Consider the following 26,322-nt stretch of genomic DNA (forward strand, 5'->3'; position numbering starts at 1 on the left):
GGTCCCTGCGTGCGCAGGGACGACACCGTGGATGGGACAACGTTCCTGGAAACACCTACGCGTGCCCGGCCTCGTTCGACAGCATGCCGGGATCGATGCCGATCTTGCGCAGCGCGCGCTGGTATTTGTCGTCGACGTCGTCGCCGAAGATCAGGTCCGGGTCGGCGTCGCAATGCAGCCAGCCATTGTGCTGGATTTCGTCTTCCAACTGGCCCGGCGCCCAGCCGGCATAGCCCAGCGCCAGGATCGCGTGCTTCGGTCCGGTACCCTTGGCGATCGCCTTGAGGATGTCGACAGTCGCGGTCAGGCAGATGTCGTCGTCGATGTTCAGCGTCGCGTCCTGGATGAAGAAGTCGCTCGAATGCAGCACGAAGCCGCGGCCGGTATCGACCGGGCCACCCTTGAGCACCTGCATGGACTCGGCGTTTTCCGGCAGCTTGATCTGGTCGGCCTTCTCGATGATGTCGAGCTGCACCAGCAATCCCGGAAAGTCGATGCTGCCGGCCGGACGGTTGACGATGATGCCCATCGCCCCTTCCGAGGAGTGCGCGCACATATAGATGACGGAGCGCTCGAAGCGCGGATCGCCCATGACCGGCATGGCAATCAGCAGCCGGCCATCCATGTAACCGCCGCCGGACGAATTATCGCCAAAGCCGGCGGCTTTGCGGCGAACGGACTTCGGTGTCTTGCCTTCAGGGCTCATCCGCAAAGGCCTCTCTTGCTGGCTCATATCCTGATATCGGGTTCGGTTTCTGTCAATCAAGCTTCCGGCGTCATTCGGCGGCCGATCACACGCAATTCAATGGTTTGCTTGGAAACTTGGCTGTAAAGACGTTCCATGATTGCGATAGTTCCCCTGCGCGCCGCGCTCGGCGTCGCCGCCTTATGTGTAGCGTGTGCGACGTCGGAAGTTCGCGCCGAGGATGCGTCGCCGTGGCAACGCGACGCCCATTCCGCGGTCCGGTTGCTGGCGGGATCACGCAGCGGCACGGTGCTGCTCGGCGGCGTAGCCATCCAGTTGCAGCCGGGGTGGAAGACTTATTGGCGAACGCCCGGCGATTCCGGCGTCCCGCCACGCTTCGATTTCTCCAAGTCGGATAATGTCGAGGCCGTGACCGTGCTGTGGCCGGCACCGAAGAAATTTGACGATGGCGCGGGCGGCACCGCGCTGGGATATAAGCACCAAGTCGTGCTGCCGTTGCGGATCGTCGCCAAAAATGCCGACAAGCCGGTGACGTTGCGCGCCCACATCAATTACGCCGTCTGCGACAAGATCTGCATTCCCGTCGAAGCCGATGCCGAGCTCGCTTTTGCCAGTGTGGCCAGCACCGAGGACGGCAACTTGTCCGATGCGCTCAATGCGGTGCCGAAGCCCGCCAATGTGGGTGACCCCAATCCGCTGACGATCCGCGACGTCAAGCGCGAGGGAAAGAACGTGCTGGTCGACGTGACCGCGCCTGAGGCCAGGGAGGTCAACCTGTTCGCCGAGGGGCCGACGCCCGACTGGGCGCTGCCGGTTCCCAAGCTCGTGGAGCAAGGCCCGCCCGGCGTCAAACGCTTTGCCTTCGAACTCGACGGCCTGCCGCCCGGCGCCAGTCCCGAAGGCGCCGCACTGAAACTGACCCTGGTCGGCGGTGACCGGGCCTACGAGTTCAACGTCAGTTTGAATTGACGCGACCTGCCGCTCCTGCGGACGTGCTCAGCCGCGCCACGATGCCGCAAGGTGTTTCCACCGGTGCAGCGACGCTTCCAGTCAGAGGAGAGCCGGCGCTTGGCAGCTCTCCTCTTCAGCAACGTGTGTCCTCCTAGCTCTTCTGGCCGCTCATTTGCTGGGCGCGCATATAGCTCTTGCAGGCGCTACGCATGTCGCCCTTTGACATGGCGGTATTCGCCGCGCCCATCTCTTTCATCATCGCAAATTTGCCGGGGCTATCAGGCATAGCGTTACCGGACGCGACGAGCTTGGCCATGTTTTCGCTTGTGCAACCCGTCTTCTGGGCAGCAGCCTTCTGGGCAGAAGCCGGGCTGACGGCCAGCGCGGTGGTGATCGCTACAGCAGTGACAAGCAGTAGTTTCATATCTTTCCTCCCCGGCCGCACCATGCGGCCAGGGGCTAAAAGTTGGAAAAGCTCCGAAAAGTTCCAGCGCGCTGGGTTGCGTGGGCCTGCTTGGGTTCGCGGAAGCACCACTTACTGCGCGTCACATGCCGTGATGGAGCTATCTCGCCCCTGAAACGTGACGTTACGTCGCGGCCCGAAGGCGCCTGATGCGCCGCCCGGGAACTGCGCGTCGCTAGCCCGCGATCCAACCGAATCTTAACGAATGGTTGATACATCCGACGATCGCCGCCGCCTCGCGGCGCGTTTCGGGGATGCACCCTTGTGGCCGTGATGGATACGCAATCCGCAACCGCCGCGCCCGCCGGCGTGATCGCGCGCCTGCGCGCGCTGCTTGGCGGCTCCAATGAAGCCTCCGTCACGAGGCGGCTGGCCGGCACGATCTTCATCATCCGCGTCTTCAGCGCCGCGCTCGCCTACTTCTCGCAGATCCTGCTGGCGCGCTGGATGGGCGGCTCGGATTACGGCGTCTATGTTTATGTCTGGACCTGGGTGCTGCTGCTCGGCAGCATGATGGATTTCGGTATCTCGGCGTCGGCGCAGAAGATCATTCCGGAGTATCGAACGCGCGGCGAACATGCCCTGCTGCGCGGCTTTCTCTCCGGCAGCCGCTGGATCACCTTCGCCGTCTCCTCCATCGTTTCGCTGCTGCTGGCGGGCGTGGTGAGGGGGTTGTCGCCGTGGATCGACGCCAACGCGATCGTTCCCCTATATATCGGCTGCCTGACGTTGCCGGCGTTTGTCGTCGCCAACACCCAGGACGGCATCGCCCGCTCGCATGACTGGATGCAGCTCGGCTTGATGCCGCAATTCATTGTGAGGCAGTCGCTGATCATCGGCCTCACCGCCGGCGCCTTCGTGCTCGGCTTCAATCTCGGCGCCACCGCCGCGATGTGGGCGAGCGCCGCGGCGGTATGGACCGCGATGATCGGCCAGATGGTCGTGCTGAACCGCAGGCTCAGCGGCCATATCGAGCCCGGTCCGAAGGCCTATGATTTCCGCGGCTGGCTCGCGGTCTCACTTCCGATCCTGATGGTCGAAGGATTTTACCTGCTGTTGTCCTATACCGACGTGCTGGTGCTGCAGCAGTTCCGCTCGTCGGAAGAAGTCGGCGTCTATTTCGCTGTCATAAAGACGTTGGCGCTGGTCTCATTCATTCACTACGCGATGGCGGCGACGACGGCGCATCGCTTTGCCGAGTATCACGCGCAGGGCGACAAGCCGCGGCTGTCGGCCTATGTGGCGCACGCGATCCAGTGGACGTTCTGGCCGTCGCTCGCCGCGACCGTCCTGCTGCTGGCGCTCGGCAAGCCGCTGTTGTGGCTGTTCGGACCGCAATTCGTGGTCGGCTACGACATCATGTTCATTGCCGCTATTGGGCTCGTGGTGCGATCCGCGATCGGCCCGGTCGAGCGGCTCTTGAACATGCTCGGCCACCAGCACATCTGCGCGCTGGCCTATGCACTCGCCTTCGTCATGAACCTCGTGCTGTGCGTGATGCTGGTGCCGCGCTTTGGCGGCCATGGCGCGGCGGCCGCGACCTCGATCTCGCTGGCGTTCGAGACGGTGCTGCTGTTCTGGATCGTGCGCCGGCGGCTCGGGCTGCATGTGCTGGCGTTCGGTAAGCGCTGATCCGGAAGATCAATGAGACGGCAAGTGCCACGCCCGCGCTGATCTGTTGGCCCTGAATTAGTTAGCAATCGGCTTTTTCCGTTTCCCCGGTTCAGCCTACGCCTTGCATCTGCCTCATTTGAAGCCGCAGGACGCAGCTATCGTCGATTGCTGGCATAATGGGGAAAATATCCAACGAAGTCCCCTGTTCGCATGAAACATTCTTATTTCCTTCGATCCTTTGCGAGAGATGGAACGGCTGTACCGACGTTGATATATAGTTGAGCACTGGAACCGAGATCTGATCCTGGAAATGATTGATCCACTGTACGTTGCATCGGGATTCGGCGTCGGCGTGCTGGTCGGAATGACGGGTGTCGGTGGCGGCTCCCTGATGACGCCGTTGCTGATCCTGCTGTTCGGCATTCATCCAGCGACCGCCGTCGGCACTGATCTGCTATACGCTGCGGCTACCAAGGCCGGCGGCAGCGTGGTGCATGGCTGGGCCCGCAGCATTCACTGGCCGGCCGTAATGCGCCTCGCCAGCGGTAGCATCCCGGCGAGCATAGTGACGCTGCTCGTGCTGTGGCAGCTCGACCTCAACGGGGCATCCGCGCGCAGCCTGATCAATCTGGTGCTGTGCTTTGCGCTCATCCTCACCGCGACATCGTTGATCTTCCGCAAGGCGATAATGGATCGATACCGCCGGCGTATGGAACGGCTCGATGCCTCGACGACCGGCAGCGCGACCGTGATGGTCGGCGTAGCGCTGGGCGTGCTGGTCTCGATCTCGTCGGTGGGTGCCGGCGCAGTTGGGGTAACCGCGCTGCTGCTGCTTTATCCGCGCCTGCCGATGGCAAGCATCGTCGGCTCCGACATCGCGCACGCGGTGCCGCTGACGCTGGTGGCGGGCATCGGCCACTGGGCGCTGGGTTCCGTTGATTGGGCGCTCATGGGTGTGCTGCTGATAGGCTCATTGCCTGGCATCGTTATCGGCAGTTATTGTGCGGTTCGGGTGCCGGAGACCGTGTTGAGGCTGGTGCTGGCCTCGGTTCTGGTTCTGGTCGCCGGCAAGCTTGTCGTCAACGAGCTGCATTTCTCGACGGAGAGCGTCGCAGCCGTTACCGGGAGCACCGCCCGTTAGAGCGTGCTCCTGGCATGCATCTTCCCTACGCCGCGGTCCAACCGCCGTCGATCGACAGATTGGCGCCGGTGATCTGGGCGGCATCGTCGCTGCACAGGAACAGCGCAAGCGCTGCGACCTGCTCCGAGGTCACGAATTCCTTGGTCGGCTGCGCCTCCAGCAGCACATCGTTGATGACCTGCTCCTTGGTCATGTTGCGCGCCTTCATGGTGTCGGGAATCTGCTTCTCGACCAACGGCGTCCAGACATAGCCCGGGCTGATGCAGTTGCAGGTGATCTTGAAAGTCGCAAGCTCCAGCGCCACCGTCTTGGTGAGACCCGCGATGCCGTGTTTGGCCGAGACATAGGCCGACTTGAACGGCGAAGCGACCAGCGAGTGAGCGGAAGCCGTGTTGATGATGCGGCCCCAGCCGCGCTTCTTCATGCCGGGCACCGCGGCGCGGATGCTGTAAAACGCCGACGACAGGTTGATGCCGATGATGGCTTCCCACTTCTCGGGCGGGAATTCCTCGATCGGCGATACGAACTGGATGCCGGCATTGTTGACGAGGATATCGACCGCGCCAAAAGTCTTCTCGCCAAGCGCTATCATTTCGGCGATCTCGGCGGGCTTGGTCATGTCGGCGGGCGAATGCACGGCCCGGACCTTGAAATCGGTCTCGATGCCGGAGCGCTCGCGCTCTATATCGGCCGGCACGCCCATGCCGTTGAGCACAACATTGGCGCCGGCGGCGGCGAAAGCGCGCGCGTAAGCCAATCCGATGCCGCTGGTCGAGCCGGTCACGACAGCGGTCTTGCCTTTTAACGTACCCATTCCATTCACTCCTGCTTGGCTCCGGGGGACTTCGGAATATCCCCCGTCATATCGTAGGCCATCATGGTCTCGTCTGATTGCGGACGCTCCAGCACATCCTTGTGACGCATCGAAAGATGAACGTCACGGACGCCAGCGTTCCAGTGCTCGACCATGGCGACATGCGAAAAGTCGTAATCCTTGGACGAGGTTTCGTAGTTCTTGCTCTTGTAGATCAGGTGCACGACGGTGACAGTGTTTTCCCTCGCCGCGTTGCAAAGGACTTCCACCGATGGATCGCTCTTGAGGTGATCGGGCAGCTTTCCAAGCAGCTCGCGCAGCGCTTTCCGCGCGTTGTGTATCTGCTTGTTCTTGTCGGTAGTCATGCGAGTGCGACTGGAATAACGGATGTCCTTTTCTCGCTCGGCGGCTTCGAGCAGCGATGTCGGCACTTCGCCGCGCGCGCTGAACAGGTCGACCTGAAAGATCAGAAGATCGCGGTTGTTTTCCCCAGCCAGCACATAGTCGAGCGGCGTGTTGGAGGCGATGCCGCCGTCCCAATAGTGCTCGCCTTCGATGACGATGGATGGAAAGCCCGGCGGCAGCGCGCCGGAGGCCATGATGTGCTCCGGCCCGATCTTCTTGCCGAGTTTTCTGAACTCGAAATTGTCGAAATATCTGAGATTGCCCGAGGCCACGCCGACTGCGCCCACGCTGAGCCGCATTTTCAGATCGTTGATGCGATCGAAGTCGACCAGCCGTTCCAGCGTCTTCTTCAAGGGCGCGGTGTCGTAATAGCTCTGCGACTGCGGGCTGCCCGGCGGCCACAACGGCGCCGGGGGAATCCGCGGCGTGAAAAAGCCGGGCACGCCAAAGGTAGCGATCAGGGCGGCGCTGGTTTCGTTGAACAGCGAGCGCGCCCGATCGCCCGATGCGACCGGATTCCACGGCACCGGAGATGACACCATCTCCCAGAATTCCTTGAGGCGATCGACGCGCGTTTCAGGGCCGTTGCCGGCAATGATCGCGGCGTTGACGGCGCCAATCGAAATGCCTGCGACCCATTCCGGTTCGAAGCCCGAGCGGCACAGCGCCTGAAAGGCACCCGCCTGATAGGAGCCGAGCGCACCGCCACCTTGCAGCACCAGTACGCGCTGCGCCATGGCGGGTGTCGTGGCTGGCGCAGAGTCGGAAAGATCCATCGTGACCGTCGGCGAGTAGACAATGACAGCGGCACCGTGGCGGCAGTTCGCGACGGCGTCAATCAGCGAGATCGGAAGCAAGGATCACGCCGAGTTTATCGCCTCGTGAGGCGCGACGCCCGTGTTCCGGACCTGCTTCAGGTTGATGCAAGGATGAGCGTCCAGAACACCTTGTATTTGGTGCCTGGAGCATAAGTCGCCGCGATGCCCAATTTTGTGACACCGTTTTTGAGCATATTCGCCTTGTGGGGCGGCGAATCGCGCCAGCCGGAGAAGGCCTCCGCCAGGGTGTGGTATCCAGCCGAGACATTTTCGACCGCGAGCGTCGCTGGATAGCCGGAAGCGCCGAGCCGCTTCTCCAGCGGGCCCTTCACATTGTGGTCCATCTTGTTGCGTGCCGCCATCGCCCGGGACTGCTGCTCGGCGAGCTTGATCAGCTCGGGATCGACCACCACGGCGCCGAGGCCGTTGTTCTGGCGGTATTGCGAGATCATGATCGCCGCAGCGGCCGGATCGAGCGTGGCGCCGGGTTGCGCCATGTCGAGATACATGGCCGGCTGATCCGGGATTTTGACGTCTGCCGAGCAGCCGGCAAGCAGCAAGAGCCCGATAATCGCGGTAGTCGCCCGTTTCACTGATAGAATCCCCCAAAGAATCCCCGAAGGCTGGACGGCCGTTGTTGCATACCAACCGTGGCTGAATGGTGAACGGGGTGTCATTCCGGGGCGATGCGCAGCATCGAACCCGGAATGACAGCAACATTTGGCGCGGGTAGCCCGGATGAAGCGAAGCGCAATCCGGGAACGGTCCGTCCGCGTGGCAAGCAGCCCCGGATTACGCTGCGCTCCATCCGGGCTACTGGGCTACGAAATCAATCCTGGGCAGCAAAGATTCGGTAGCGGCGGGGCTGCAGACCGATGATCTCGCCGGCCTGGAGTTCCCGGTCCCGCGGGGCGTCGATCTCAATCACGGTCTTGCCCTCACCGCCCGACAGCGCGATCTCCGCCCGCTGGATCGGACCGAACGAGCGGACATGGCGCACCGCGCCCTCCAGCGAGCCGGTTCCGGCCGGCCCAATCTGCATGTCGTGGCGGCGGACGAACAGCTTTGAGGCGCCGGGGGCCGCGCCATCGGCGGTGATATTGAGCGGCTGGCCGCCGAGCCGCACCGAGCCGCCGGCAACCTCCACCGGCAGCACGATGGATTCGCCGATGAAGCCGTGGACGAAGGCGGTGGCGGGATTGTCATAGACATCGCCGGGCGTGCCGATCTGCTCGATACGGCCCTTGTCCATCACAACGACGCGGTTGGCGACTTCGAGCGCCTCTTCCTGGTCGTGGGTGACGAAGATCGAGGTGACGTGGATTTCCGAATGCAGCGAGCGCAGCCATTGCCGCAGCTCTTTGCGCACCTTGGCATCGAGCGCGCCAAAAGGCTCGTCGAGCAGCAGGATGCGCGGCTCGATCGCAAGCGCGCGCGCCAGCGCAATGCGTTGCCGCTGGCCGCCGGACAACTGGCTCGGATAGCGGTTGGCCAGCCAGTCGAGCTGCACCAAGTCGAGCAATTCCTTGACGCGGGCGCGGATCGTGGCTTCGTCCTTGCGCACGGCGCGCGGCTGCACGCGCAGGCCAAAGGCGACATTCTCGAACACCGTCATGTGGCGGAACAGCGCGTAGTGCTGAAACACGAATCCGACATGGCGCTCGCTCGCGCCGTGGCCGAGCGCGTCCTCGCCATCGATCGTGACCTCGCCGGCATCCGGCCAGTCGAGCCCGGCAATGATGCGGAGCAGCGTCGTCTTGCCCGAACCGGACGGGCCGAGCAGCGCCAGCAATTCGCCCTTGCCGACTTTCAGATCGACATTGTCGAGCGCGGCAAACGAGCCGAATTTCTTGACGATGTTTTTGACTTCAATTGTCACTCAGATCGTCCTTCTGGGGTTTGTCCTTCGTCCAGACGCTGTTCGAGAACGGTCTTCACGACCAGCGTGATCAGGGCCAGCATCGCCAGGAGCGAGGCAATCGCAAACGACGCCACGAATTGATACTCATTATAGAGGATTTCGACCAGCAGTGGCATGGTGTTGGTCTCGCCGCGGATATGGCCAGAGACGACCGACACCGCGCCGAACTCGCCCATGGCGCGCGCGTTGCACAGCAGTACGCCATACAACAGGCCCCATTTGATATTGGGCAGAGTGACGCGGAAGAAGGTCTGCAGGCCTGACGCTCCGAGCGAGATCGCGGCCTCTTCCTCCTGCGTGCCCTGCTCCTGCATCAGCGGAATGAGCGAGCGGGCGACGAAGGGAAACGTCACGAAGATCGTTGCCAGTGCGATGCCCGGCACGGCGAACAGGATGTGGATGTCGTGCGCCTGCAGCCATGTGCCCCAATAGCCCTGCGCGCCGAACAGGAGCACGAAGACGAGGCCCGAGATGACCGGACTGACCGAGAACGGCAGGTCGATCAGCGTGATCAGAAAGGTCTTGCCGGAAAAATCGAACTTTGCGATCGCCCAGGCTGCGATCACGCCGAACACCAGATTGAGGCTGACCGAGATCGCCGCCACCAGCAAAGTAAGCTTGATCGCCGACAGGGCCTCCGGCTCGGCAAGCGCCGCGAAATAGGCGTTGATGCCCTTGGAAAAGGCCGATGCGAACACCACCACCAGCGGCAGCACGACGAAAATCGTGAGAAAGGACAGCGCGAGCGCAATGATGATGAACCGGATCGGCCCGGGCTCGCTTCGCAGATCCCTGGAGGCAGCAGCCTGGCGGGCGCGGTCGCTGACTTTGCGGGCAGATGGTGGGGAAACGGCGAGATCCGCCGTAGAGGCGTAAGCCTGCAGCCGGGCCGCCGGAGTCACAAAGCTCGTTTGCGTCGACATCGACCGGCCCTCAGTGCGCGGGAATGCGGGTTTGCGCCCAGCGTTGCAGGCGGTTGACGGCGAAGATGATCACGAACGAAGCCAGCAGCATGACAACGGCGATCGCCGTCGCATCGGCATAGCGAAATTCGGACAACCGGATCACGATCAGGAGCGGCGCGATTTCCGACACGTTCGGCAGATTGCCGGCGATGAAGATCACCGAACCGTATTCACCGACCGCGCGGGCAAACGCCAGCGCAAAGCCGGTCAATAGCGCCGGAATCAGGCTTGGCATGATCACCCGGAACACGGTGTGCCAGCGGTTGGCGCCAAGACTCGCGGCCGCTTCCTCGATTTCGGGATCGAGATCGATCAGCACGGGCTGCACCGTGCGCACCACGAAGGGGATGCCGATGAAAACCATCGCAATGAAAATGCCGATCGGCGTGAACGCAACCTTGATGCCGAGCTCAGCCAGCGGCGCCCCCAGCCAGCCCTTCTGCGCGAACAACTGCGTCAGCGCCACGCCGGCAACCGCAGTCGGCAGCGCAAAGGGAATGTCGACGATGGCGTCGAACAGCCGCCGGCCGGGAAAGCGATACCGCACCAGCGCCCAAACGATGATCGTGCCCATCACCAAATTGACGCAGGCCGCCGCAAAGGAAAGGCCAAACGAAATCTTCAGCGCATTCAGGGTGCGGCGGCTGGTGAGAATTTCCCAGAACTGTATTGGCGAGAGCTCGAGCGTCTTGAGAAAGAGACCGGCGAGCGGAATGAGGATAATAACGGAAAGCCATGTCAGGGTCAGTCCCATGGTGAGACCGAACCCTGGCAGGCTGCTTCGCCGCGCGACCGCTGTGCTCACAAATCCCCCTTCGCTACGGCTGGCCGTTGGCCAGATCAATTCTTGTAAATCTGGTCGAAAATGCCGCCTTCGCCGAAGTGATCTTTCTGCGCCTTGGTCCAACCACCGAAAACGTCGTCGATCGTGAAAAGTTCGACCTTCGCGAAGGATTTTTCGTATTCCCTCGCGATTTCCGAATCACGCGGACGGTAGGAATTGCGTGCGGCAATTTCCTGACCCTCCTTGGTATACCAATGCTTCAGATAGGCATCGGCTACGGCGCGGGTGCCTTTTTTGTCAGCAACCTTGTCGACGACAGCCACCGGCGGCTCGGCGAGAATCGACAGCGGCGGAGCCACAATCTCGAACTTGTCCTTGCCGAACTCGCGCTGCGCCAGGAACGCCTCGTTCTCCCACGCCAGCAGCACGTCGCCCACCCCGCGCTCGACAAACGTCACCGTCGAGCCGCGCGCGCCGGTGTCGAGCACCGGGACGTTCTTGAAGAGATCGGCGACGAACTTCTTCGCCTTGTCGGCGGAGCCGAATTTCTTTTCAGCAAAGCCCCACGCCGCCAGGTAGTTCCAGCGCGCGCCGCCCGAGGTCTTCGGGTTCGGCGTAATCACCTGCACGCCGGGCTTGATCAGATCGTCCCAATCCTTGATCGCCTTGGGGTTACCCTTGCGCACCAGGAACACGATCGTCGAGGTGTAAGGCGAGGCATTGAGCGACAAACGTTTCTGCCATTCGGGAGCCACCAGGCCCTTGGCGGCGATAGCGTCGATGTCATAGGCCAGCGCCAACGTGACGACATCCGCCTGCAGGCCGTCGATCACGGCACGCGCCTGCGAGCCCGAGCCGCCATGCGACTGCTTGATCTCGACGCTCTTGCCGGTCTCCTTGCTGTAGGCCGCCACAAACGCCTTGTTGAAGTCGGCATAGAGCTCACGCGTCGGGTCGTAGGACACGTTGAGCAGGGTGTAATCGGCAGCGAAGGCCGAGCTTGCCCAGAGCAACCCAGCAACGAGCGGCAGAATGCGACGGATCATCGTTGATCTCCATTCGGCTTGATGAAGCATACCATCAAGGCACGGAGGCATAAGTCGCGACGAAAGGTCGCTTAGTCAACGAAACCGCATTTTATTGTTTGCGGTTCCGCAGCCTCGTTGTCCTATGAAGGCCGAATTCTAGGAAGTTTTCATCGTGTGGATGCCGCATTCCGTCTTGGCTCTGCCGCGCCAGCGGCCAGCGCGAGCCTCCTCGTCCGGCGAGGTCCGGCTGGAACACGGCATGCACCCGACCGACAGGTAGCCCGAGGCGACCAGCGGATGCGGCGGCAATTTGGCAAGCTTGTAGATCGCCTCGATCTCTTCGCGCGACACGTTGGCGAAGGGATTGAATTTCAGCTTCGCGCCGTCTTCCTCGACGACGGGAATCCCGGCGCGCGCGCCGCCTTGAAAACGCTTGCGCCCGTTGATCCAGGCCGAGAACGGCTTCAGCGCCCGCGCCAGCGGCTCCACCTTGCGGATACGGCAACAGGCGTCGGGATCGGAAAACCACAACTCGCGATCGGGATCCTGGCGTGAAAGCGCTTCTTCCAGCGGCTTGATCGAGCGGACGTCGCGAAGCCCGAGTGTCGCGATCAGCGTGTCGCGATAGGCGAGCGTCTCCTCGAACAACCATCCGGTATCGAGGAAGATCACGGGAATCGCAGGATCGACGTCCGCCATTACCTTGAGCAGCGCCGCCGATTCCGTACCGAACGACGACACCAGCGCAAGCTGTTCGCGGCCGACGGTCCGGAGCGCCGTTTCAATGACATGCGCCGGCGACGCGTCGCGCAAGGCATGGTCGAGCGTCTGCGCCGAATGCAAGATCGCCGCATCCGCGCTGAGGGCGTTCCGTAAGATCATGGTCACTGGCCGGCACTCTCCGAATGACGCAACTGCATCCGCCGATTGAGCGCGGTGAGGCGGCCGTCGCCGGTCGGCTGGTAAAACACCGAATAGCGTTTCATGGTCTCGGCGAAGGCGTCGGCATCGGCGTCCTTCTTCACCTCGAAGGCGTCGAAGCCGGCGCGCGACATGAATACGAACTGGTCGCGCAGCACCTGGCCGGTGGCGCGCAGCTCGCCGTCATAGCCATGCCGTTCGCGCAACAGGCGCGCCTGGCTGTAGGCGCGGCCGTCGCGGAAGGTCGGAAACACCAGCGCGACAGCGGCAAGGCGTTCAAGATAAGGCACGAGATCGTCGACGGCGCGATTGTTCGGCCAGACCACGCCGGTCTTGCCCGGACGGCGCGACAAGATGTCGGGATCGGCGAGAAAGCGTTCCGCCGAAATCAGGATGTCGCCGTCGCCAGGCAGTTCCGCGCCGTCGGCGACATGGACGAACAGATCGGTGGTGATTCTTCCGTTCTTAACGAGTGGCATAGACCCGCTCCTTGAAAGGCTCGACGCCCAGACGCTTCACCGTATCGACGAACAGCTCCTCGGGACGGTCGCGCAGCGCCAAATAGGCTTCGACAATGTCTTCGATCACGTCGGCAACTTCCGCATAGGGAACGGCCGGACCGATCAGCGCGCCCATCTGCGCGTTCTCGTCGGCACGGCCGCCGATCGTGATCTGGTAGAATTCCTCGCCGTTCTTCTCGACGCCGAGAATACCGATATGGCCGACATGGTGATGCCCGCAGGCATTGATGCAGCCGGAGATGTTGATGTGCAGACGGCCGATCATTTCGGCGGTGTCGTGATTGGCGAAGCGTCGGGTCAATTCCTGCGCGATCGGAATCGAGCGCGCATTGGCCAGCGAGCAGTAATCCAGCCCCGGGCAGGCGATGATGTCGGTGACCAGGTTGACATTCGGCGTGGCGAGCCCGATGCGGTCGAGCGCCTTCCACAACTGCGGCAAGTCGCGCTTGGCGACATGCGGCAGCGCCAGGTTCTGCTCATGGCCGACGCGGATTTCGCCGAACGAATACCTGTCGGCGAGATCGGCGACCGCATCCATCTGGTCGGCAGTAGCGTCGCCGGGCGGACCGCCCACCGGCTTCAGCGACAGCGTTACGATCGAATAGCCCTGAACCTTGTGCGGGGCCACCGAGTTCTTGCGCCAGCGCTCGAACAGCGGATCATGCGCGGCCTGCTTCAGCTCGTCCGGCATGTGCGGCAGCTTTTCGTAAGGAGGATAGGAGAAGCGCGAGCGCACTTCCTCGACGACGGAATGATCGAGCGTCAGGGCGCCGTGGCCCATCTGCTTCCATTCCTCCTCGACTTCGCGGGCGAACTTCTCGATGCCGAGCTCATGGACCAGGATCTTGATGCGCGCCTTGTAGATGTTGTCGCGGCGGCCGTACTGGTTGTAGACGCGCAGGATCGCCTCGACATAGCTCAGGATATCGCGGCCGGCTACGTACGGCTTGATGGTCTTGGCGATGAACGGCGTGCGGCCCAAGCCGCCGCCGACCAGCACCTCGAAGCCGGTCTCGCCGTCTGCGTTCTTGTGCAGGCGCAGGCCAATGTCGTGGACCTTGATCGCGGCACGATCATGCTCGGACGCGGTGATCGCGATCTTGAACTTGCGCGGCAGAAACGAGAATTCCGGATGCAGCGTGGTGTGCTGGCGCAGGATCTCCGACCAGATGCGGGGATCCTCGACCTCGCCGGGCGCGACGCCGGCCCACTGGTCCGAGGTGACGTTGCGCATGTTGTTGCCGGACGTCTGCATCGCGTGGATGCCGACCTCGGCGAGTTCGGCGAGCGCATCCGGCAGTTCGGAAAGCTTGATCCAGTTGAACTGGATGTTCTGGCGCGTGGTGAAATGGCCGTAGCCGCGGTCGTAGCGCCGCGCCACATGGGCGAGCCGCCGCAACTGCTTCGACGACAGCGTGCCGTAGGGAATGGCGACGCGAAACATGTAGGCGTGCAGTTGCAGATAGACGCCGTTCTGCAGTCGCAGCATCTTGAATTCGTCCTCGGTAAGCTCGCCGGAGAGGCGGCGCTTCACCTGATCGCGAAATTCAGACACGCGTTCGTTGATCAGCGTGCGATCGAGCTCGTCATATGCGTACATGATGGATCAGCCTCAGGCCGGAAGAAGGTCGATGGTGAGGCCCTTCGAGCGAATGCGTTCGCGAAGGTTGCCGGGCTTGATCTCCCCGCCGTCCTTGAGCTCGACCGGCGCGATATAGGCGCCGACCGCGCCGACGTCGTCGGCATTGGCTTCGGCCAGCAGCGCCCGCGCCTCATCGGAGGTGCGGACGATCGCGGCGTCCGACAGGCTCGCCGACCAGCCTTGCTTGGCGGTGCGATAGATCACGACGCCATCCGACGTACGGTTGGCGGTAACCATCGACGGGCCCGTGATCTTGATTTTTTGTTGAAGCGGAGAGGTCATTCAGCAGCATCCAGCAGTTTGGAGATGACTTGATTGAGGTTGGACTGGCGCCACGGCGCGGAATGCGCGACGACGTCGCCGATGATGAGGATGGCGGGACCGCCATCGATTTTCTCGACCAGCGCGGGAAGGTTTTCGAGCGTACCGACCACGGCCTGGGCGTCCGGCCGCGTCACCCGCGCGAACACACCGACGGGCGTTTGCGGCAACCGGCCCGCGGCCAAGAGCCCTGCGCGCACCGACGGTGCAGCCGTCATGCCCATATAGACCACGATGGTCATCTTCCTGTCGGTCAGCACCGACCAGTCGACGTTCTCGGCGTCCTTTGCCTTGTGCGCGGTCAGGAAAGTGATGCGCAGCGCTTCATGCCGATAGGTCAGCGGTGCCTCGAATTGCGCGGCGGCGCCGAGCCCTGCGGTAATGCCGGGCACCGCCGAACAGGCGACGCCGGCTGCGTGCAACACTTCGATCTCCTCGCCGCCGCGGCCGAAGATGAAGGGATCGCCCCCCTTCAGCCGCACCGCGCGCTGTCCGGCCTTGGCAGCCTCGATCATCAGCTTGTTGATTGCATCCTGGCCGATGCCGGGCTTGCCGACGCGGCGGCCGACCGGAATGCGCGAAGCGTCGCGGCGCACGCGATCGAGAATTTCCGGCGAGACCAGTTCGTCGTAGAACACGACGTCGGCATCCTGCAGCGCGCGCAGCGCCTTGATGGTGAGCAGATCCGGGTCGCCCGGCCCGGCGCCGACCAGCGTCACCCTGCCCTCGGCCTTGCCATCCTTGCCCGCGCCGGCGAAGGCGGAGGGATCGGCGATTTCGTTCAGCGCTTTTTCGGCCTCGCTCTTGCGCCCGGCGAGGACCAACGCGCCGATCGGGCCGTCGATCACGCGCTCCCAGAAACGGCGGCGCAACGGGAATTCGGGAATGCGCGCATGCATCGATTTACGAAAGCCGCCGATGAAGGCGGCGAGATCGCCGATGCGTGCCGGCAGCACCGCTTCGATGTGCTCGCGTACGCGGCGCGCCACCACCGGCGACGCGCCGCCGGTGCCGACGGCAACGACGACGTCGCCGCGATCGACGATCGCGGGAAAGATGAAAGTGGAATGCGCGAGGTCATCCATCACATTGACGGGCAGGCCGACCGCTTTCGCGCGCGCCGACATCGCAACCCCGATGTCACCGGCGCCGGCGCAGAGCACCGCGATGACGCCCGAGAGATCGGCCGTGAGCGGATCGCCGGTTGCGCATTCGATCCTGGCGGCAGCAGCCGCATCGAGCCCCGAAACGTCATGACCGCCATCGGTCGCAAACCAGCGAATGTTTGCGCCGGCCGATGCCAGCAGGCGCAGCTTCGCGCGCACGAGATCACCGGCTCCGACGAGCAGCACCACGCCGCTTTGCAGATCGAGAAACACGGGCAGGAATCGCATGCGAAACTCGCTTCCCCCACTTCGGGGTTGACTGGAATTATTTTCTATATATGTCTCATTCGACGGCCGCAAAGAGAAAATTATTTCTTCTCTATTGCGTCGCAACTATAGAATTTTCGCCCCTCAAGGCCAAGGCCCAAGAGATGCATCTTCTCAACTCCGACTCTGCCAAAGACCGGTTGCGTGGCGCCGACCTCAAAAGCGGCTCCGCCGTCCCACAAATTTTTGCCGACGGACGGCTGCCGCCACCCTCGATGGATCATCTCGACGAGCTCGAGGCGCAGAGCATCTACATTCTGCGCGAAGCGTTCGCACGGTTGAAAAAACTCGCGCTGCTGTGGTCGCTGGGCAAGGATTCCAACGTGATGATCTGGCTGGCGCGCAAGGCCTTCTTCGGCCGCGTGCCGTTTCCGGCATTGCATGTCGATACCGGCAAGAAGTTTCCGGAGATGTACACGTTCCGCGATCGCTTCGGCAAGGAGTGGGATCTCGATCTCAAGATTGAGCCCTGCCCGCCGATCGACGCGGTTGATCCGACCTTGCCGCCGGCCGCGCGCTCTGCCGCCCGCAAGACCGAGGGACTGAAGTGGGCGCTGACCAAATATGGCTTTGACGGATTGATCGCCGGCATTCGCCGCGATGAAGAGGCGACGCGCGCCAAGGAGCGGGTGTTCTCGCCGCGCGGCCTCGAAGGCGGCTGGGACGTGCGCGATCAGCCGCCGGAGTTCTGGGACCAGTTCAATGCTTCGCCGCCTCCCGGCGCGCATCTGCGCATCCATCCGATCCTGCATTGGACCGAGGCTGACATCTGGGCCTACACCAAGCGCGAAAACATTCCGATCATCCCGCTTTATCTCTCGAAGGACGGCAAGCGCTATCGCTCGCTGGGCGACCAGGACATCACCAATCCAGTGGCTTCGACCGCCTCGAGCATCGATGAGATCCTGACCGAACTCGACGGCACCAAAGTGCCGGAGCGCGCCGGCCGCGCGCTGGATCACGAGACCGAAGACGCCTTCGAGCGGCTGCGCGTCGCCGGCTATCTCTGACGGACATTTGGTGTGAGCGCTCTGATGAACATGATCCTCCCCACGGCCGTCTCGGCCACCCCCAACGGCACCACGCGCCCGCAGGTCCGCATCGTCATCGTCGGCCATGTCGATCACGGCAAATCCACTTTGGTCGGACGCCTGCTGCACGAGACCGGCAGCCTGCCCGAAGGCAAGCTGGAGATGCTGAAAGCGGTCAGCGCGCGGCGCGGCATGCCGTTCGAATGGTCGTTCCTGCTCGATGCGCTGCAGACCGAGCGCGACCAGGGCATCACCATCGACACCACGCAAATCCGCTTTCGCACGCGCTCGCGCGACGTCGTGCTGATCGACGCGCCCGGCCATGCCGAATTCCTGCGCAACATGATCACCGGCGCCTCCCAGGCCGATGGTGCGGTGCTGATCATCGACGCGCTGGAAGGCGTGCGCGACCAGACCCGGCGCCACGGCTATCTGCTGCATCTGCTCGGCATCAAGCAGGTCGCCATCGTCGTCAACAAGATGGACCGCGTCGATTTCAGCGCCGATCGCTTCAAGGAGATCAGCGACGAGATTTCGGCGCATCTGACCGACCTCGGCGTGACGCCCTCGGCCGTGGTTCCGATTTCAGCGCGCGACGGCGACGGCGTTGCCGAACACACGGCGCGCATCGCCTGGTACCGGGGACCGACCGTGGTCGAGGCGCTCGATGCGCTCGAACCGGCCCGGCCGCTGGAGCAGCTCGCGCTGCGGCTGCCGGTACAGGCGATCTACAAGTTCGACGACCGCCGCATCGTTGCGGGCCGCATCGAGTCCGGACATTTGAGCGCAGGCGACGAAATCGTCATCATGCCCGCCGGCAAGATCGCGAAGATCAAGACCGTCGAGAGCTGGCCGGTGACGCCGCTCAAGGGCAGCCACGGCGCCGGCCGCTCGGTCGGCATCACCCTCGACCGTGAACTGTTCATCGAACGTGGCGATGTCATTGCGCACGCCGGCGCGACCCCGCGCGACACGCGGCGGATTCGCGCGCGGATCTTCTGGCTGCACGACAAGCCGCTGTCGAAAGGCGACCAGATCCTGATCCGCCTCGGCACGCGCGAAAGCCGCGCCAGCGTGGTCGCGATCGAAAAGGCGGTCGATCCCGGCGAGCTCTCCAACGAAGAGACCAAGGCGATCGCGCGCAATCATGTCGGCGAAATCGATATCTCGCTGGCGCAGCCGATCGCGGCCGACCCCTATCAGGACAATCCGCGCACCGGGCGGCTGGTGATCGAGGTCAACGGCCGCATCGCCGGCGGCGGCCTCGTGCTGTCGGTCGACGCCGGGCAGCGCGCCGTTCCGATCGACATCGTGCCGGTCGAATCTGCATTGCGTCCCGAAGAACGCTCGGCGCGCTATCGCCACAACGGCGCGGTGGTCTGGCTGACCGGCCTTCCGGGCTCCGGAAAATCCACGCTCGCGCGCGCGCTTGAGCGCCGGCTGTTCTCGCGCGGCGGCTCGCCGATCCTGCTCGACGGCGACACGCTGCGCGCGGGTCTCAACGGCGATCTCGGCTTCTCGGCGCAGGACCGCACTGAAAATATCCGCAGGCTGGCGGAAGTCGCGACCCATCTGGCGCGCAACGGGCACATCGCCGTCGTCGCCGCGGTCTCGCCGTCGGCGGATGATCGCGCCGCGGCACGCCGCATCGCCGACAATTCTTTCCGCGAGATCTATGTCGCGACGCCGGCCGAAGTCTGTGAGAGCCGCGACCCCAAGGGCCACTACGCCAAGGCGCGCGCCGGCACGCTGCAGGCGTTCACCGGTATCGGCAATGACTATCAGCCGCCGGCCCGCGCTGAGCTGAGCATCGACACCTCGGCCAAGACGGTTTCGGATGCGACCGACGAGATCGAGCGGATGCTGGCCGAGACCGGCATCCTGTTCGACGAACTGGTGGATCTGGCGGCCAATATCTAGGCCTTTTGGGGCCTTCTCATCGACCCGGCTTTAGGGCAAAAAGGGCGGCCAACGCCGCCCCTTTGGCGCGTTTTTTGCTGCTTTTCGCCTGAAAGCAGCGTGTAAGCGCCATTTCTTTTGAGAAAGCCCATCATGAATCGTGTCGATGCCCACGGACTGAAGATCGCCCCTGTCCTGTTCGATTTCATCGCCAAGGAGGCGACCCCGAAGACCGGGATTTCCCCCGACGCGTTCTGGGCCGGTGTCGCTGCCATCATCAAGAAGCTGGGGCCGAAAAACCGCGAGCTGCTCGCCTTTCGCGACGCACTGCAGGCCAAGATCGACGGCTGGCATCGCGCCAACAAAGGCAAGCCGTTCGACATGAACGCCTACACGGTCTTCCTCAAGGAGATCGGTTATCTCCTCCCCGAGCCGGCGACGCAGACGGTCGAGACGTCAAATGTCGACGAGGAAATCGGCAAGATCTGCGGACCACAGCTCGTCGTTCCCCTCACCAATGCCCGCTACGCGCTGAACGCGGCGAATGCGCGCTGGGGCAGCCTGTATGATGCCTTCTACGGCACCGACGCGATCCCGCATGATCCCGGCGAGAGCGGCAAGGGTTACAACAAGGCGCGCGGCGACAAGGTGATCGCAAAGGCAAAAGCCTTCCTCGATGCCGCCGTGCCGCTGGCGACCGGCAGCCACACCGACGTGACGTCCTATAGCATCATCGCCGGCCAGCTCGCGGTGAAGCTCAAGAGCGGCAACGCTACCGCGCTGAAATCAGCGGCGCAGTTCGCGGGCTTCCAGGGCGACGCCGCCCAGCCTTCCGCAATCCTGCTCGTCAACAACGGCATGCATATCGAGGTCAAGATCGACCGCAACCATGCGATCGGCAAGGACGATCCGGCAGGCGTTGCCGACATGATCCTGGAATCGGCGGTCTCGACCATTCTCGACATGGAAGACTCGGTCGCCGCCGTCGACGCCGAAGACAAGGTGCTGATCTATCGCAACACGCTCGGCCTGATGAACGGCACGCTTTCGGCCGATTTCGAGAAGGGCGGCAAGACGGTTCAACGATCTCTCAACCCTGACCGCGTCTACAAGACGCCCGACGGCAAGGAGCTGACGCTGCACGGTCGCAGCCTGCTGCTGATGCGCAATGTCGGCCATCACATGTTCACCGACGCCGTGCTCGATGAAAAGGGCGAGGAGATTCCGGAGGGCCTGCTCGACGCGGCCGTCGCTGGCCTGCTCGCAATCCACGACCTCAAGGGCAATTCCAAAACGAAGAACAGCCGCACCGGCTCGGTCTACATCGTCAAGCCGAAGATGCACGGCCCCGACGAAGTCGCGCTGACCTGCGAACTGTTCGGCGAAGTCGAGAAGCTGTTGTCGCTGCCCGAGAACACCATGAAGGTCGGCATCATGGACGAGGAGCGCCGCACCACGGTCAACCTGAAGGCCTGCATCCAGAACGCCTCGAAGCGCATCTGCTTCATCAATACCGGCTTCCTCGACCGCACCGGCGACGAGATTCACACCTCGATGGAAGCGGGTCCGATGATCCGCAAGAACGACATGAAGGCGCAGCCCTGGATCAAGGCCTACGAAGACTGGAATGTTGACATGGGTCTGATCGATGGCCTGCCCGGCCACGCCCAGATCGGCAAGGGCATGTGGGCGGCCCCTGACAAGATGGCCGACATGCTGACCCAGAAGCTCGGCCATCCGCAGGCCGGCGCGACCACGGCATGGGTGCCCTCGCCGACCGCGGCCACGCTGCACGCGCTGCATTATCACCAGGTCAACGTGATCGCGCGCCAGCAGGAGCTCGCCAAGGGCGGACAGCGCGCCAAGCTTTCCGACATCCTCACCATCCCGGTGTCGCAGTCGAACTGGGCGCCCGACGACGTCAAGCAGGAGATCGACAACAACTGCCAGGGCATCCTCGGCTATGTCGTGCGCTGGATCGACCAGGGCGTCGGCTGCTCCAAGGTGCCCGACATCCATGACGTCGGGCTGATGGAAGATCGCGCCACTTTGCGCATCTCCAGCCAGCATCTGGCGAACTGGCTGGCGCATGGCGTCGTCACCAAGGATCAGGTGATGGAATCGCTGAAGCGCATGGCGGTCGTGGTCGATAAGCAGAACGCCGGCGATCCGCTCTACAAGCCGATGGCGCCCGCTTTCGACGGTGTCGCCTTCGAGGCCGCCTGCGACCTCATCTTCAAGGGCCGCGAGCAGCCGAACGGCTACACCGAATACATCCTCACCGCGCGCCGCCGCGAGGCGAAGGCCGCGGGCTGAGTCATGTCATGATGCCGCGGTTCCGATAGGAACGTCCGGCGCGGATTGCCGTTGATCGTCATCTCAATTGCTGGAGGAGATGACGATGGACTGGAACAGGGTCGAAGGAAACTGGAAACAGTTCAAGGGCTCCGCGAAGGAGAAGTGGGGCAAGCTCACCGACGACGATCTCAACGTCATCGAGGGCCGCCGCGAACAACTCGAAGGCAAGCTGCAGCAGCGCTACGGCTTTGCCAAGGACCAGATACGCAAGGACGTGGACGACTGGTTCAAGAGCTTGAAGTAGGGTCGCGCTTCCCGAACATCAAAAGCCCCGGCATCGGCCGGGGCTTTTCGTTTGGGTCGTGGCCCTAGACCGTGATGTATCTCAACAGCGAGATCACGCCCAGAATGATCACGACGACGCGAGCGATCTGCTTGGCGCGGCCGTCGAGCGGCAGGAGGTTGATGAGATAGAGAACGAGGATAACGACCAGGAACGTGATGAGAATACTGACAAGCATGTGGTCCCCCTCCGGCGCTCGCCGAAAATGCGCTGTTAGTGGTTTGTTAACGTGAAACGGCGCCGCGGGTTCCAAACGGGGAACTACAAATCTCGTGGGCAAAATCGCAAGCGTTTCAATGCCCCGTAGTACTACCCGGTTGAAAACTGCCTAAGTTTTTACCGTTGTCCCTCCAAATGGCCGGGCACCTGGGGGGCATCATGTTGAACCGTCTGACCGTATCCGCGCTGCTGAAGACCGTCATCCTCGTCACCTCTTTCTGCGTGGTGGTTGGATTTTCGCTCAACGCCTGGGATTCCTGGGGCCGCCTGCAGTCGGCGAGTCGCATCGCAGTGATCGCAGATGCCTCCGCGAACATGTTCAAGGCGATGCACAATCTGCGCACCGACCGCTCCACGACCAACCGGCTGCTCAATTCCGATGCGCCGATGGAAGCCGATATCGAGAAATATCTGCGCAACATCCGCGACACCGAAATGCCCGCAATGGCCAACGCGCTCGGCCTGCTCAGCGGACTGGAATTCGCGCAGCAGCAGACGCTGGTGCCCGAGTTCGACCGTCTGCTCAAGTCGATGACCTCGCTGCAAAAGGAATTCTGGGAAGCGATGGGCAAGCCGAAGGCCTCGCGCCGCCCGACGCTGGCCAAAGAGTATATGGACACGACGACGACGATGCTGGGTACGCTCGACAAGCTTTCCGGGTCGGTTGCCGCCGCCATCAATCACCAGGACGCGACCATCGACCAGTTGCTGGCGATCAAGCAGATCGCCTGGCTGTTGCGTAATACCGCGGGCGAAGCGTCGCTGATCGTCGCGATCGGGCTCAACAGCGGCAAGATCACGCCGGAGGCGAAGCTCGCCTATACGAAATATGCCGGCGGCATCGACGCCGCATGGAGCGCGCTGGAGTTGACGGCCGCGGGGATGCAGTTGCCCCCGGCGATTTCCGCCGCCATGGCCGCGACCAAGACCGGCTATTTCGAGCCGTCATATCTCGCCCTGCGCGATCGGCTGTTGACGCAGATCGCGGCCGGCGAGAAGGCGGAGTTGACCCCGAACCAATGGACTCCGATCACGGTCGGACGTCTCGCTACCGCCGTCGGCGTGGCGGAAGCCGCCCTCGACGCCGCCAGGGACCAAGCCGCGCTGCTGCGCTCCACCGCCCGGAACTCGCTGGCGATGCAGCTCGTATTGCTGGCCGGCGCGCTGGCGCTCGCGTTCGGCGCCATGGCGATCGTCACCCGCCGCGCCATCAGGCCGTTGCACACCATGCGCGACGCCATGCTGAAGGTCGCGGCCGGCGACCTTCACGTCGATACCGGCTACGCCGCGCGTCACGACGAGATCGGCGCGCTCGCCGGCGCGCTGGAGACTTTCAAGCAGCAGGCCGCCGACAAGGCCCGCATCGAGGCGCAGGAGCGCGAGCGCAACGCCGGCGCCACGGCGCGGCAGCAGGCGATCGAGAGCTATGTCGGCGAGTTCGAGAGCATGGTGCACCAGACGCTCAACCGGCTCGGCGATGCTTCCGGCCAGATGCGGACCACCTCGGCCGGGCTGTCGACGATTTCGCGCCAGACCAACGAGCGCGTACAGGTCGCCGAGAAGGCTTCCGGCGAGGCCTCGATGAGCGTCGAGACCGTGGCTGCGGCTTCCGAACAGCTCAGCGCTTCGATCAACGACATCAGTCAACAGGCGGCGCATGCGGCTGATATCGCCAGCCGCGCGGTCGGCCAGGCGCGCAACACCGACGGCACCGTCCAGGGGCTCGCCCAATCGGCCGGGCGTATCGGCGAAGTCGTCGGCCTGATCAACACCATTGCCGCCCAGACCAACCTGCTTGCGCTCAACGCGACGATCGAAGCCGCGCGCGCCGGCGAGGCCGGCCGCGGCTTCGCGGTGGTCGCCTCCGAAGTCAAATCGCTGGCGAGCCAGACGGCGAAGGCGACGGAGGAAATCTCCGAGCAGATCTCGGACATCCAGCGGGTCGCTGGCGAGGCGATCGACGCCATCAAGGGCATCGGCAGCATCATCGGCGAGGTCAACGAGGTCGCGACCACGATTGCCGCCGCCGTGCAGCAGCAGGGTGCCGCCACCCAGGAGATCACGCGCTCGACGCAATTCGCGGCGCAGGGCACCAAAAACGTGTCCGACAACATCACCGGCGTGAAAGCCGATGCGGACGCGGCAGCAGCCGCCGCCGAAGATGTGAAGCAGGCTTCCCAGACGCTGGAAACGCAGAGCCAGCAACTTGGCAATCAGGTCACCGCGTTCCTCGGCAAGATCCGCGCGGCTTAATCTTCAACCTCGCCCCGCTTGCGGGGAGAGGTCGGCGCGTAGCGCCGGGTGAGGGGGTACAGGTCTCACTACTCTCACAACTCGTGGAGAGAGCCCCTTACCCCCGCCCCTCTCCCCGCAAGAGCGGGGCGAGGGAGAAGGGGCAATCCCTTTACCGCCGCGCATCACTCAATCCCTATTACTCCCTCGCCACCACCGGCACACGCCCATACTTGGCGCGGACCTTCTCGGATGCAGGCGAGAAATTCAGTTCCGCGCCGCGCCTGTCGCCGCTGCGGCCCGCGACCAAGAGACCGTTCTCGCCGGCGACGATGTCGCCTTTGCGTAGCGTCGGATCCTCCTCGATCTTGACCGGCGCAAGCCCGACCTGGTCCTTGCCGTTGCAGGTGCAGCCAGCCACGAGTTCGTTGCGATAGCGGAAGGCGTTCGGCAATTCCGAGTAGGACTTGCCGTTGTCGGCGGCGGCGTTGTCGATGCTGCTGCCGTAGAACAAGTTGGTCTCGCTCGCAGGACACAGTTTGTTGCAGGAGGCCGCCCGGCTCGCATTATCAGATGCAGGCACCGGGAAATAACGTCCGTCGCAGGTCCGCACGCAATACGCCTGGCTGCCGCCTCCGCCGTAGCGGCCACGCCCCTCACCTCGCGGCGCGTAAATCTGGCCGTCGTCATTGCCGAACGGCATCTGGATATAGGGCTGATGGCGCGGGCGGCCGAAGCCGCCGAACAGTTGCGAGAAAAAGTCCTGGGCCTGCGCGGCCGGCGCCAGCACCGCGGCGCACATCAGCGCGGCCGCCCCCCATGCCGTGAGTTTTCCCGATCGCATCAAGCTTCTCCTGTCACGCAAGGCGACGCATCCATTCAGTTCACTTGCGGCGCAAGGTTCATCGCCTGGCGGCCCGCGGGTATGGTCGCGACCGGGCGCGGATGCACGCCAACCGGACGAGCTGTGATGCCGGTCCTGGTATCCCCGCCTCGCGCCATGACCGGCGCGCGCTTCGGCAGCACCACGACCTTGGTGCCGACATCGACCCGGCTGAACAGATCGGTGACATCCTCATTGGTCAGGCGGATGCAGCCCGACGAAACGAATTTTCCGATCGTCGAGGGATCGTTGGTGCCGTGAATGCGGTACTGGCTGGTGCCGAGATACATCGCCCGCGCGCCGAGCGGATTGCCGGGACCGCCGGCCATGAAGCGCGGCAAATAGGGCTGGCGCGCGATCATCTGGCTAGGTGGATGCCAGTCCGGCCATTCCGCCTTGCGGCTGATGGTCTGCACCCCGGACCAGGTAAAGCTTTCGCGGCCGACGCCGACGCCGTACCTGACGGCACGACCCTGTCCGAGCACGTAGTAGAGCGTGGTGTTGCCGGTATCGATGATGATGGTGCCCGGCGCCTCCGTCGTGCCAAAGGCGACGACGGCGCGGCGAAGCCGTTCGGGCGTTGCCCCCTCGTCGGACCCGATCACCTCATCCGCGGGATACCCATTCGGCTGGCTCGAAGCGTAGCCGATCGTCTGCGCGTTCGCAGCGCTCGATATCGCTGACGGCGTCAGCAAGACAGCGCTGACGAGGGCGAACGCGCTTGCCACGCGCGACGAAAGCCGGCGATCGGAGGACTGTGTCATGGGCCTGCCCCGCTGGATGTGTGCATCCTTGGATGCTCTGCACCAACAAACGCGGCTGCGGGCCGGCGGTTCCGTGCGGCCGACGCCGCGCCACAGCGCGCCTAATGCGACACCGCTCACGCCGGCGCGATTGGAACCCGCGCGTTTGCGTCACGTTATGATCGCAGTCCGGTTTGCGACGTCGCCTTTGCCGTGTCATCGCCGC

25 protein-coding genes are annotated in these 26,322 nt (G+C 63.5%); 8 read left to right on the plus strand and 17 right to left on the minus strand.

From position 1 onward, the window contains the following. Positions 1–55: 55 nt before the first annotated feature. Positions 56–706 (minus strand): YqgE/AlgH family protein, encoded by a 651-nt coding sequence (locus GWE18_RS11730; RefSeq protein WP_275185905.1) that lies wholly within the window; start codon positions 704–706, stop codon positions 56–58. A gap of 135 nt (positions 707–841) precedes the next feature. Here GWE18_RS11730 and GWE18_RS11735 point away from each other — a divergent pair, with 135 nt between their 5' ends. Next, positions 842–1,675, plus strand: coding sequence for a protein-disulfide reductase DsbD domain-containing protein (locus GWE18_RS11735; protein ID WP_275185906.1), 834 nt, complete (start codon positions 842–844; stop codon positions 1,673–1,675). 133 nt (positions 1,676–1,808) lie between these two features. On the opposite strand, the gene GWE18_RS11740 is transcribed toward GWE18_RS11735, so the two are convergent. Then, complete coding sequence (locus tag GWE18_RS11740) at positions 1,809–2,081, minus strand: hypothetical protein (RefSeq protein WP_275185907.1); 273 nt, start codon at positions 2,079–2,081, stop codon at positions 1,809–1,811. A gap of 312 nt (positions 2,082–2,393) precedes the next feature. Between GWE18_RS11740 and GWE18_RS11745 the strand changes: the two genes are divergently transcribed. Further along, positions 2,394–3,752, plus strand: coding sequence for a polysaccharide biosynthesis C-terminal domain-containing protein (locus tag GWE18_RS11745; protein WP_275185908.1), 1,359 nt, complete (start codon positions 2,394–2,396; stop codon positions 3,750–3,752). Between the two features lie 292 nt (positions 3,753–4,044). Further along, positions 4,045–4,875, plus strand: coding sequence for a sulfite exporter TauE/SafE family protein (locus GWE18_RS11750; protein WP_275185909.1), 831 nt, complete (start codon positions 4,045–4,047; stop codon positions 4,873–4,875). Between the two features lie 25 nt (positions 4,876–4,900). Here GWE18_RS11750 and GWE18_RS11755 read toward each other — a convergent pair whose 3' ends face one another. From GWE18_RS11755 to cysG, 12 genes are all read right to left on the minus strand, one after another. Further along, positions 4,901–5,689 carry a 3-hydroxybutyrate dehydrogenase gene (locus tag GWE18_RS11755; protein WP_275185910.1) on the minus strand — a complete coding sequence of 263 codons (789 nt, stop codon included), beginning with the start codon at positions 5,687–5,689 and terminating at the stop codon, positions 4,901–4,903. 5 nt (positions 5,690–5,694) lie between these two features. Next, positions 5,695–6,870, minus strand: a complete 1,176-nt coding sequence (locus GWE18_RS11760; protein ID WP_275186001.1) for a patatin-like phospholipase family protein — start codon at positions 6,868–6,870, stop codon at positions 5,695–5,697. Positions 6,871–7,007: 137 nt separating this feature from the next. Then, positions 7,008–7,505 (minus strand): CAP domain-containing protein, encoded by a 498-nt coding sequence (locus GWE18_RS11765; protein ID WP_057854533.1) that lies wholly within the window; start codon positions 7,503–7,505, stop codon positions 7,008–7,010. Positions 7,506–7,741: 236 nt separating this feature from the next. Beyond that, the gene (locus GWE18_RS11770; RefSeq protein ID WP_275185911.1) at positions 7,742–8,791 is read right to left on the minus strand and encodes a sulfate ABC transporter ATP-binding protein; all 1,050 of its coding nucleotides are present in this window, start codon (positions 8,789–8,791) and stop codon (positions 7,742–7,744) included. Further along, positions 8,788–9,756 carry a sulfate ABC transporter permease subunit CysW gene (gene cysW / locus GWE18_RS11775; RefSeq protein WP_275185912.1) on the minus strand — a complete coding sequence of 323 codons (969 nt, stop codon included), beginning with the start codon at positions 9,754–9,756 and terminating at the stop codon, positions 8,788–8,790. Before cysW ends, GWE18_RS11770 begins: the two co-directional genes overlap by 4 nt. Before the next feature lie 10 nt (positions 9,757–9,766). Next, complete coding sequence (gene cysT, locus GWE18_RS11780; protein ID WP_082646402.1) at positions 9,767–10,573, minus strand: sulfate ABC transporter permease subunit CysT; 807 nt, start codon at positions 10,571–10,573, stop codon at positions 9,767–9,769. 65 nt (positions 10,574–10,638) lie between these two features. Then, entirely contained in the window at positions 10,639–11,628 is a 990-nt protein-coding gene (locus GWE18_RS11785; RefSeq protein WP_275185913.1) for a sulfate ABC transporter substrate-binding protein, read from the minus strand. Between the two features lie 138 nt (positions 11,629–11,766). Next, on the minus strand, positions 11,767–12,492 hold the full coding sequence (locus GWE18_RS11790) for a phosphoadenylyl-sulfate reductase (protein ID WP_275186002.1): 726 nt from the start codon (positions 12,490–12,492) through the stop codon (positions 11,767–11,769). Positions 12,493–12,494: 2 nt separating this feature from the next. After that, the gene (locus GWE18_RS11795; protein ID WP_275185914.1) at positions 12,495–13,010 is read right to left on the minus strand and encodes a DUF934 domain-containing protein; all 516 of its coding nucleotides are present in this window, start codon (positions 13,008–13,010) and stop codon (positions 12,495–12,497) included. Next, positions 12,997–14,652 carry a nitrite/sulfite reductase gene (locus tag GWE18_RS11800; RefSeq protein ID WP_275185915.1) on the minus strand — a complete coding sequence of 552 codons (1,656 nt, stop codon included), beginning with the start codon at positions 14,650–14,652 and terminating at the stop codon, positions 12,997–12,999. The genes GWE18_RS11795 and GWE18_RS11800 overlap by 14 nt, the downstream gene beginning before the upstream one ends. 12 nt (positions 14,653–14,664) lie before the next feature. Further along, on the minus strand, positions 14,665–14,976 hold the full coding sequence (locus tag GWE18_RS11805; protein WP_275185916.1) for a DUF2849 domain-containing protein: 312 nt from the start codon (positions 14,974–14,976) through the stop codon (positions 14,665–14,667). Beyond that, positions 14,973–16,409: a siroheme synthase CysG gene (gene cysG / locus GWE18_RS11810; protein WP_275185917.1), complete on the minus strand. Its 1,437-nt coding sequence runs from the start codon at positions 16,407–16,409 to the stop codon at positions 14,973–14,975. Before cysG ends, GWE18_RS11805 begins: the two co-directional genes overlap by 4 nt. A gap of 254 nt (positions 16,410–16,663) precedes the next feature. Here cysG and cysD point away from each other — a divergent pair, with 254 nt between their 5' ends. The 4 genes from cysD (at position 16,664) to GWE18_RS11830 (ending at position 21,980) form a co-directional block, all read left to right on the plus strand. Further along, complete coding sequence (gene cysD, locus GWE18_RS11815; protein ID WP_275186003.1) at positions 16,664–17,458, plus strand: sulfate adenylyltransferase subunit CysD; 795 nt, start codon at positions 16,664–16,666, stop codon at positions 17,456–17,458. A 24-nt stretch (positions 17,459–17,482) separates the two neighbouring features. Further along, the gene (cysC, locus tag GWE18_RS11820; protein ID WP_275185918.1) at positions 17,483–19,399 is read left to right on the plus strand and encodes an adenylyl-sulfate kinase; all 1,917 of its coding nucleotides are present in this window, start codon (positions 17,483–17,485) and stop codon (positions 19,397–19,399) included. A 132-nt stretch (positions 19,400–19,531) separates the two neighbouring features. Next, on the plus strand, positions 19,532–21,694 hold the full coding sequence (locus GWE18_RS11825) for a malate synthase G (protein WP_275185919.1): 2,163 nt from the start codon (positions 19,532–19,534) through the stop codon (positions 21,692–21,694). An 85-nt stretch (positions 21,695–21,779) separates the two neighbouring features. Then, on the plus strand, positions 21,780–21,980 hold the full coding sequence (locus GWE18_RS11830; RefSeq protein WP_275185920.1) for a CsbD family protein: 201 nt from the start codon (positions 21,780–21,782) through the stop codon (positions 21,978–21,980). Positions 21,981–22,044: 64 nt separating this feature from the next. On the opposite strand, the gene GWE18_RS11835 is transcribed toward GWE18_RS11830, so the two are convergent. Continuing rightward, positions 22,045–22,197 carry a Thivi_2564 family membrane protein gene (locus tag GWE18_RS11835; RefSeq protein ID WP_156438825.1) on the minus strand — a complete coding sequence of 51 codons (153 nt, stop codon included), beginning with the start codon at positions 22,195–22,197 and terminating at the stop codon, positions 22,045–22,047. Between the two features lie 200 nt (positions 22,198–22,397). Between GWE18_RS11835 and GWE18_RS11840 the strand changes: the two genes are divergently transcribed. After that, the gene (locus GWE18_RS11840) at positions 22,398–24,491 is read left to right on the plus strand and encodes a HAMP domain-containing methyl-accepting chemotaxis protein (protein ID WP_275185921.1); all 2,094 of its coding nucleotides are present in this window, start codon (positions 22,398–22,400) and stop codon (positions 24,489–24,491) included. A gap of 178 nt (positions 24,492–24,669) precedes the next feature. Here the strand turns inward: GWE18_RS11840 and GWE18_RS11845 are convergent, their stop codons facing one another. Both GWE18_RS11845 and GWE18_RS11850 read right to left on the minus strand, forming a co-directional pair. After that, entirely contained in the window at positions 24,670–25,314 is a 645-nt protein-coding gene (locus GWE18_RS11845; protein ID WP_275185922.1) for a DUF2865 domain-containing protein, read from the minus strand. Positions 25,315–25,349: 35 nt separating this feature from the next. After that, positions 25,350–26,117, minus strand: a complete 768-nt coding sequence (locus GWE18_RS11850; RefSeq protein WP_275185923.1) for a L,D-transpeptidase — start codon at positions 26,115–26,117, stop codon at positions 25,350–25,352. Between the last annotated feature and the right edge of the window lie 205 nt (positions 26,118–26,322).

Origin of the sequence: Bradyrhizobium sp. CSA112 (assembly GCF_029051645.1) — a bacterium.
Classification (GTDB): domain Bacteria; phylum Pseudomonadota; class Alphaproteobacteria; order Rhizobiales; family Xanthobacteraceae; genus Bradyrhizobium.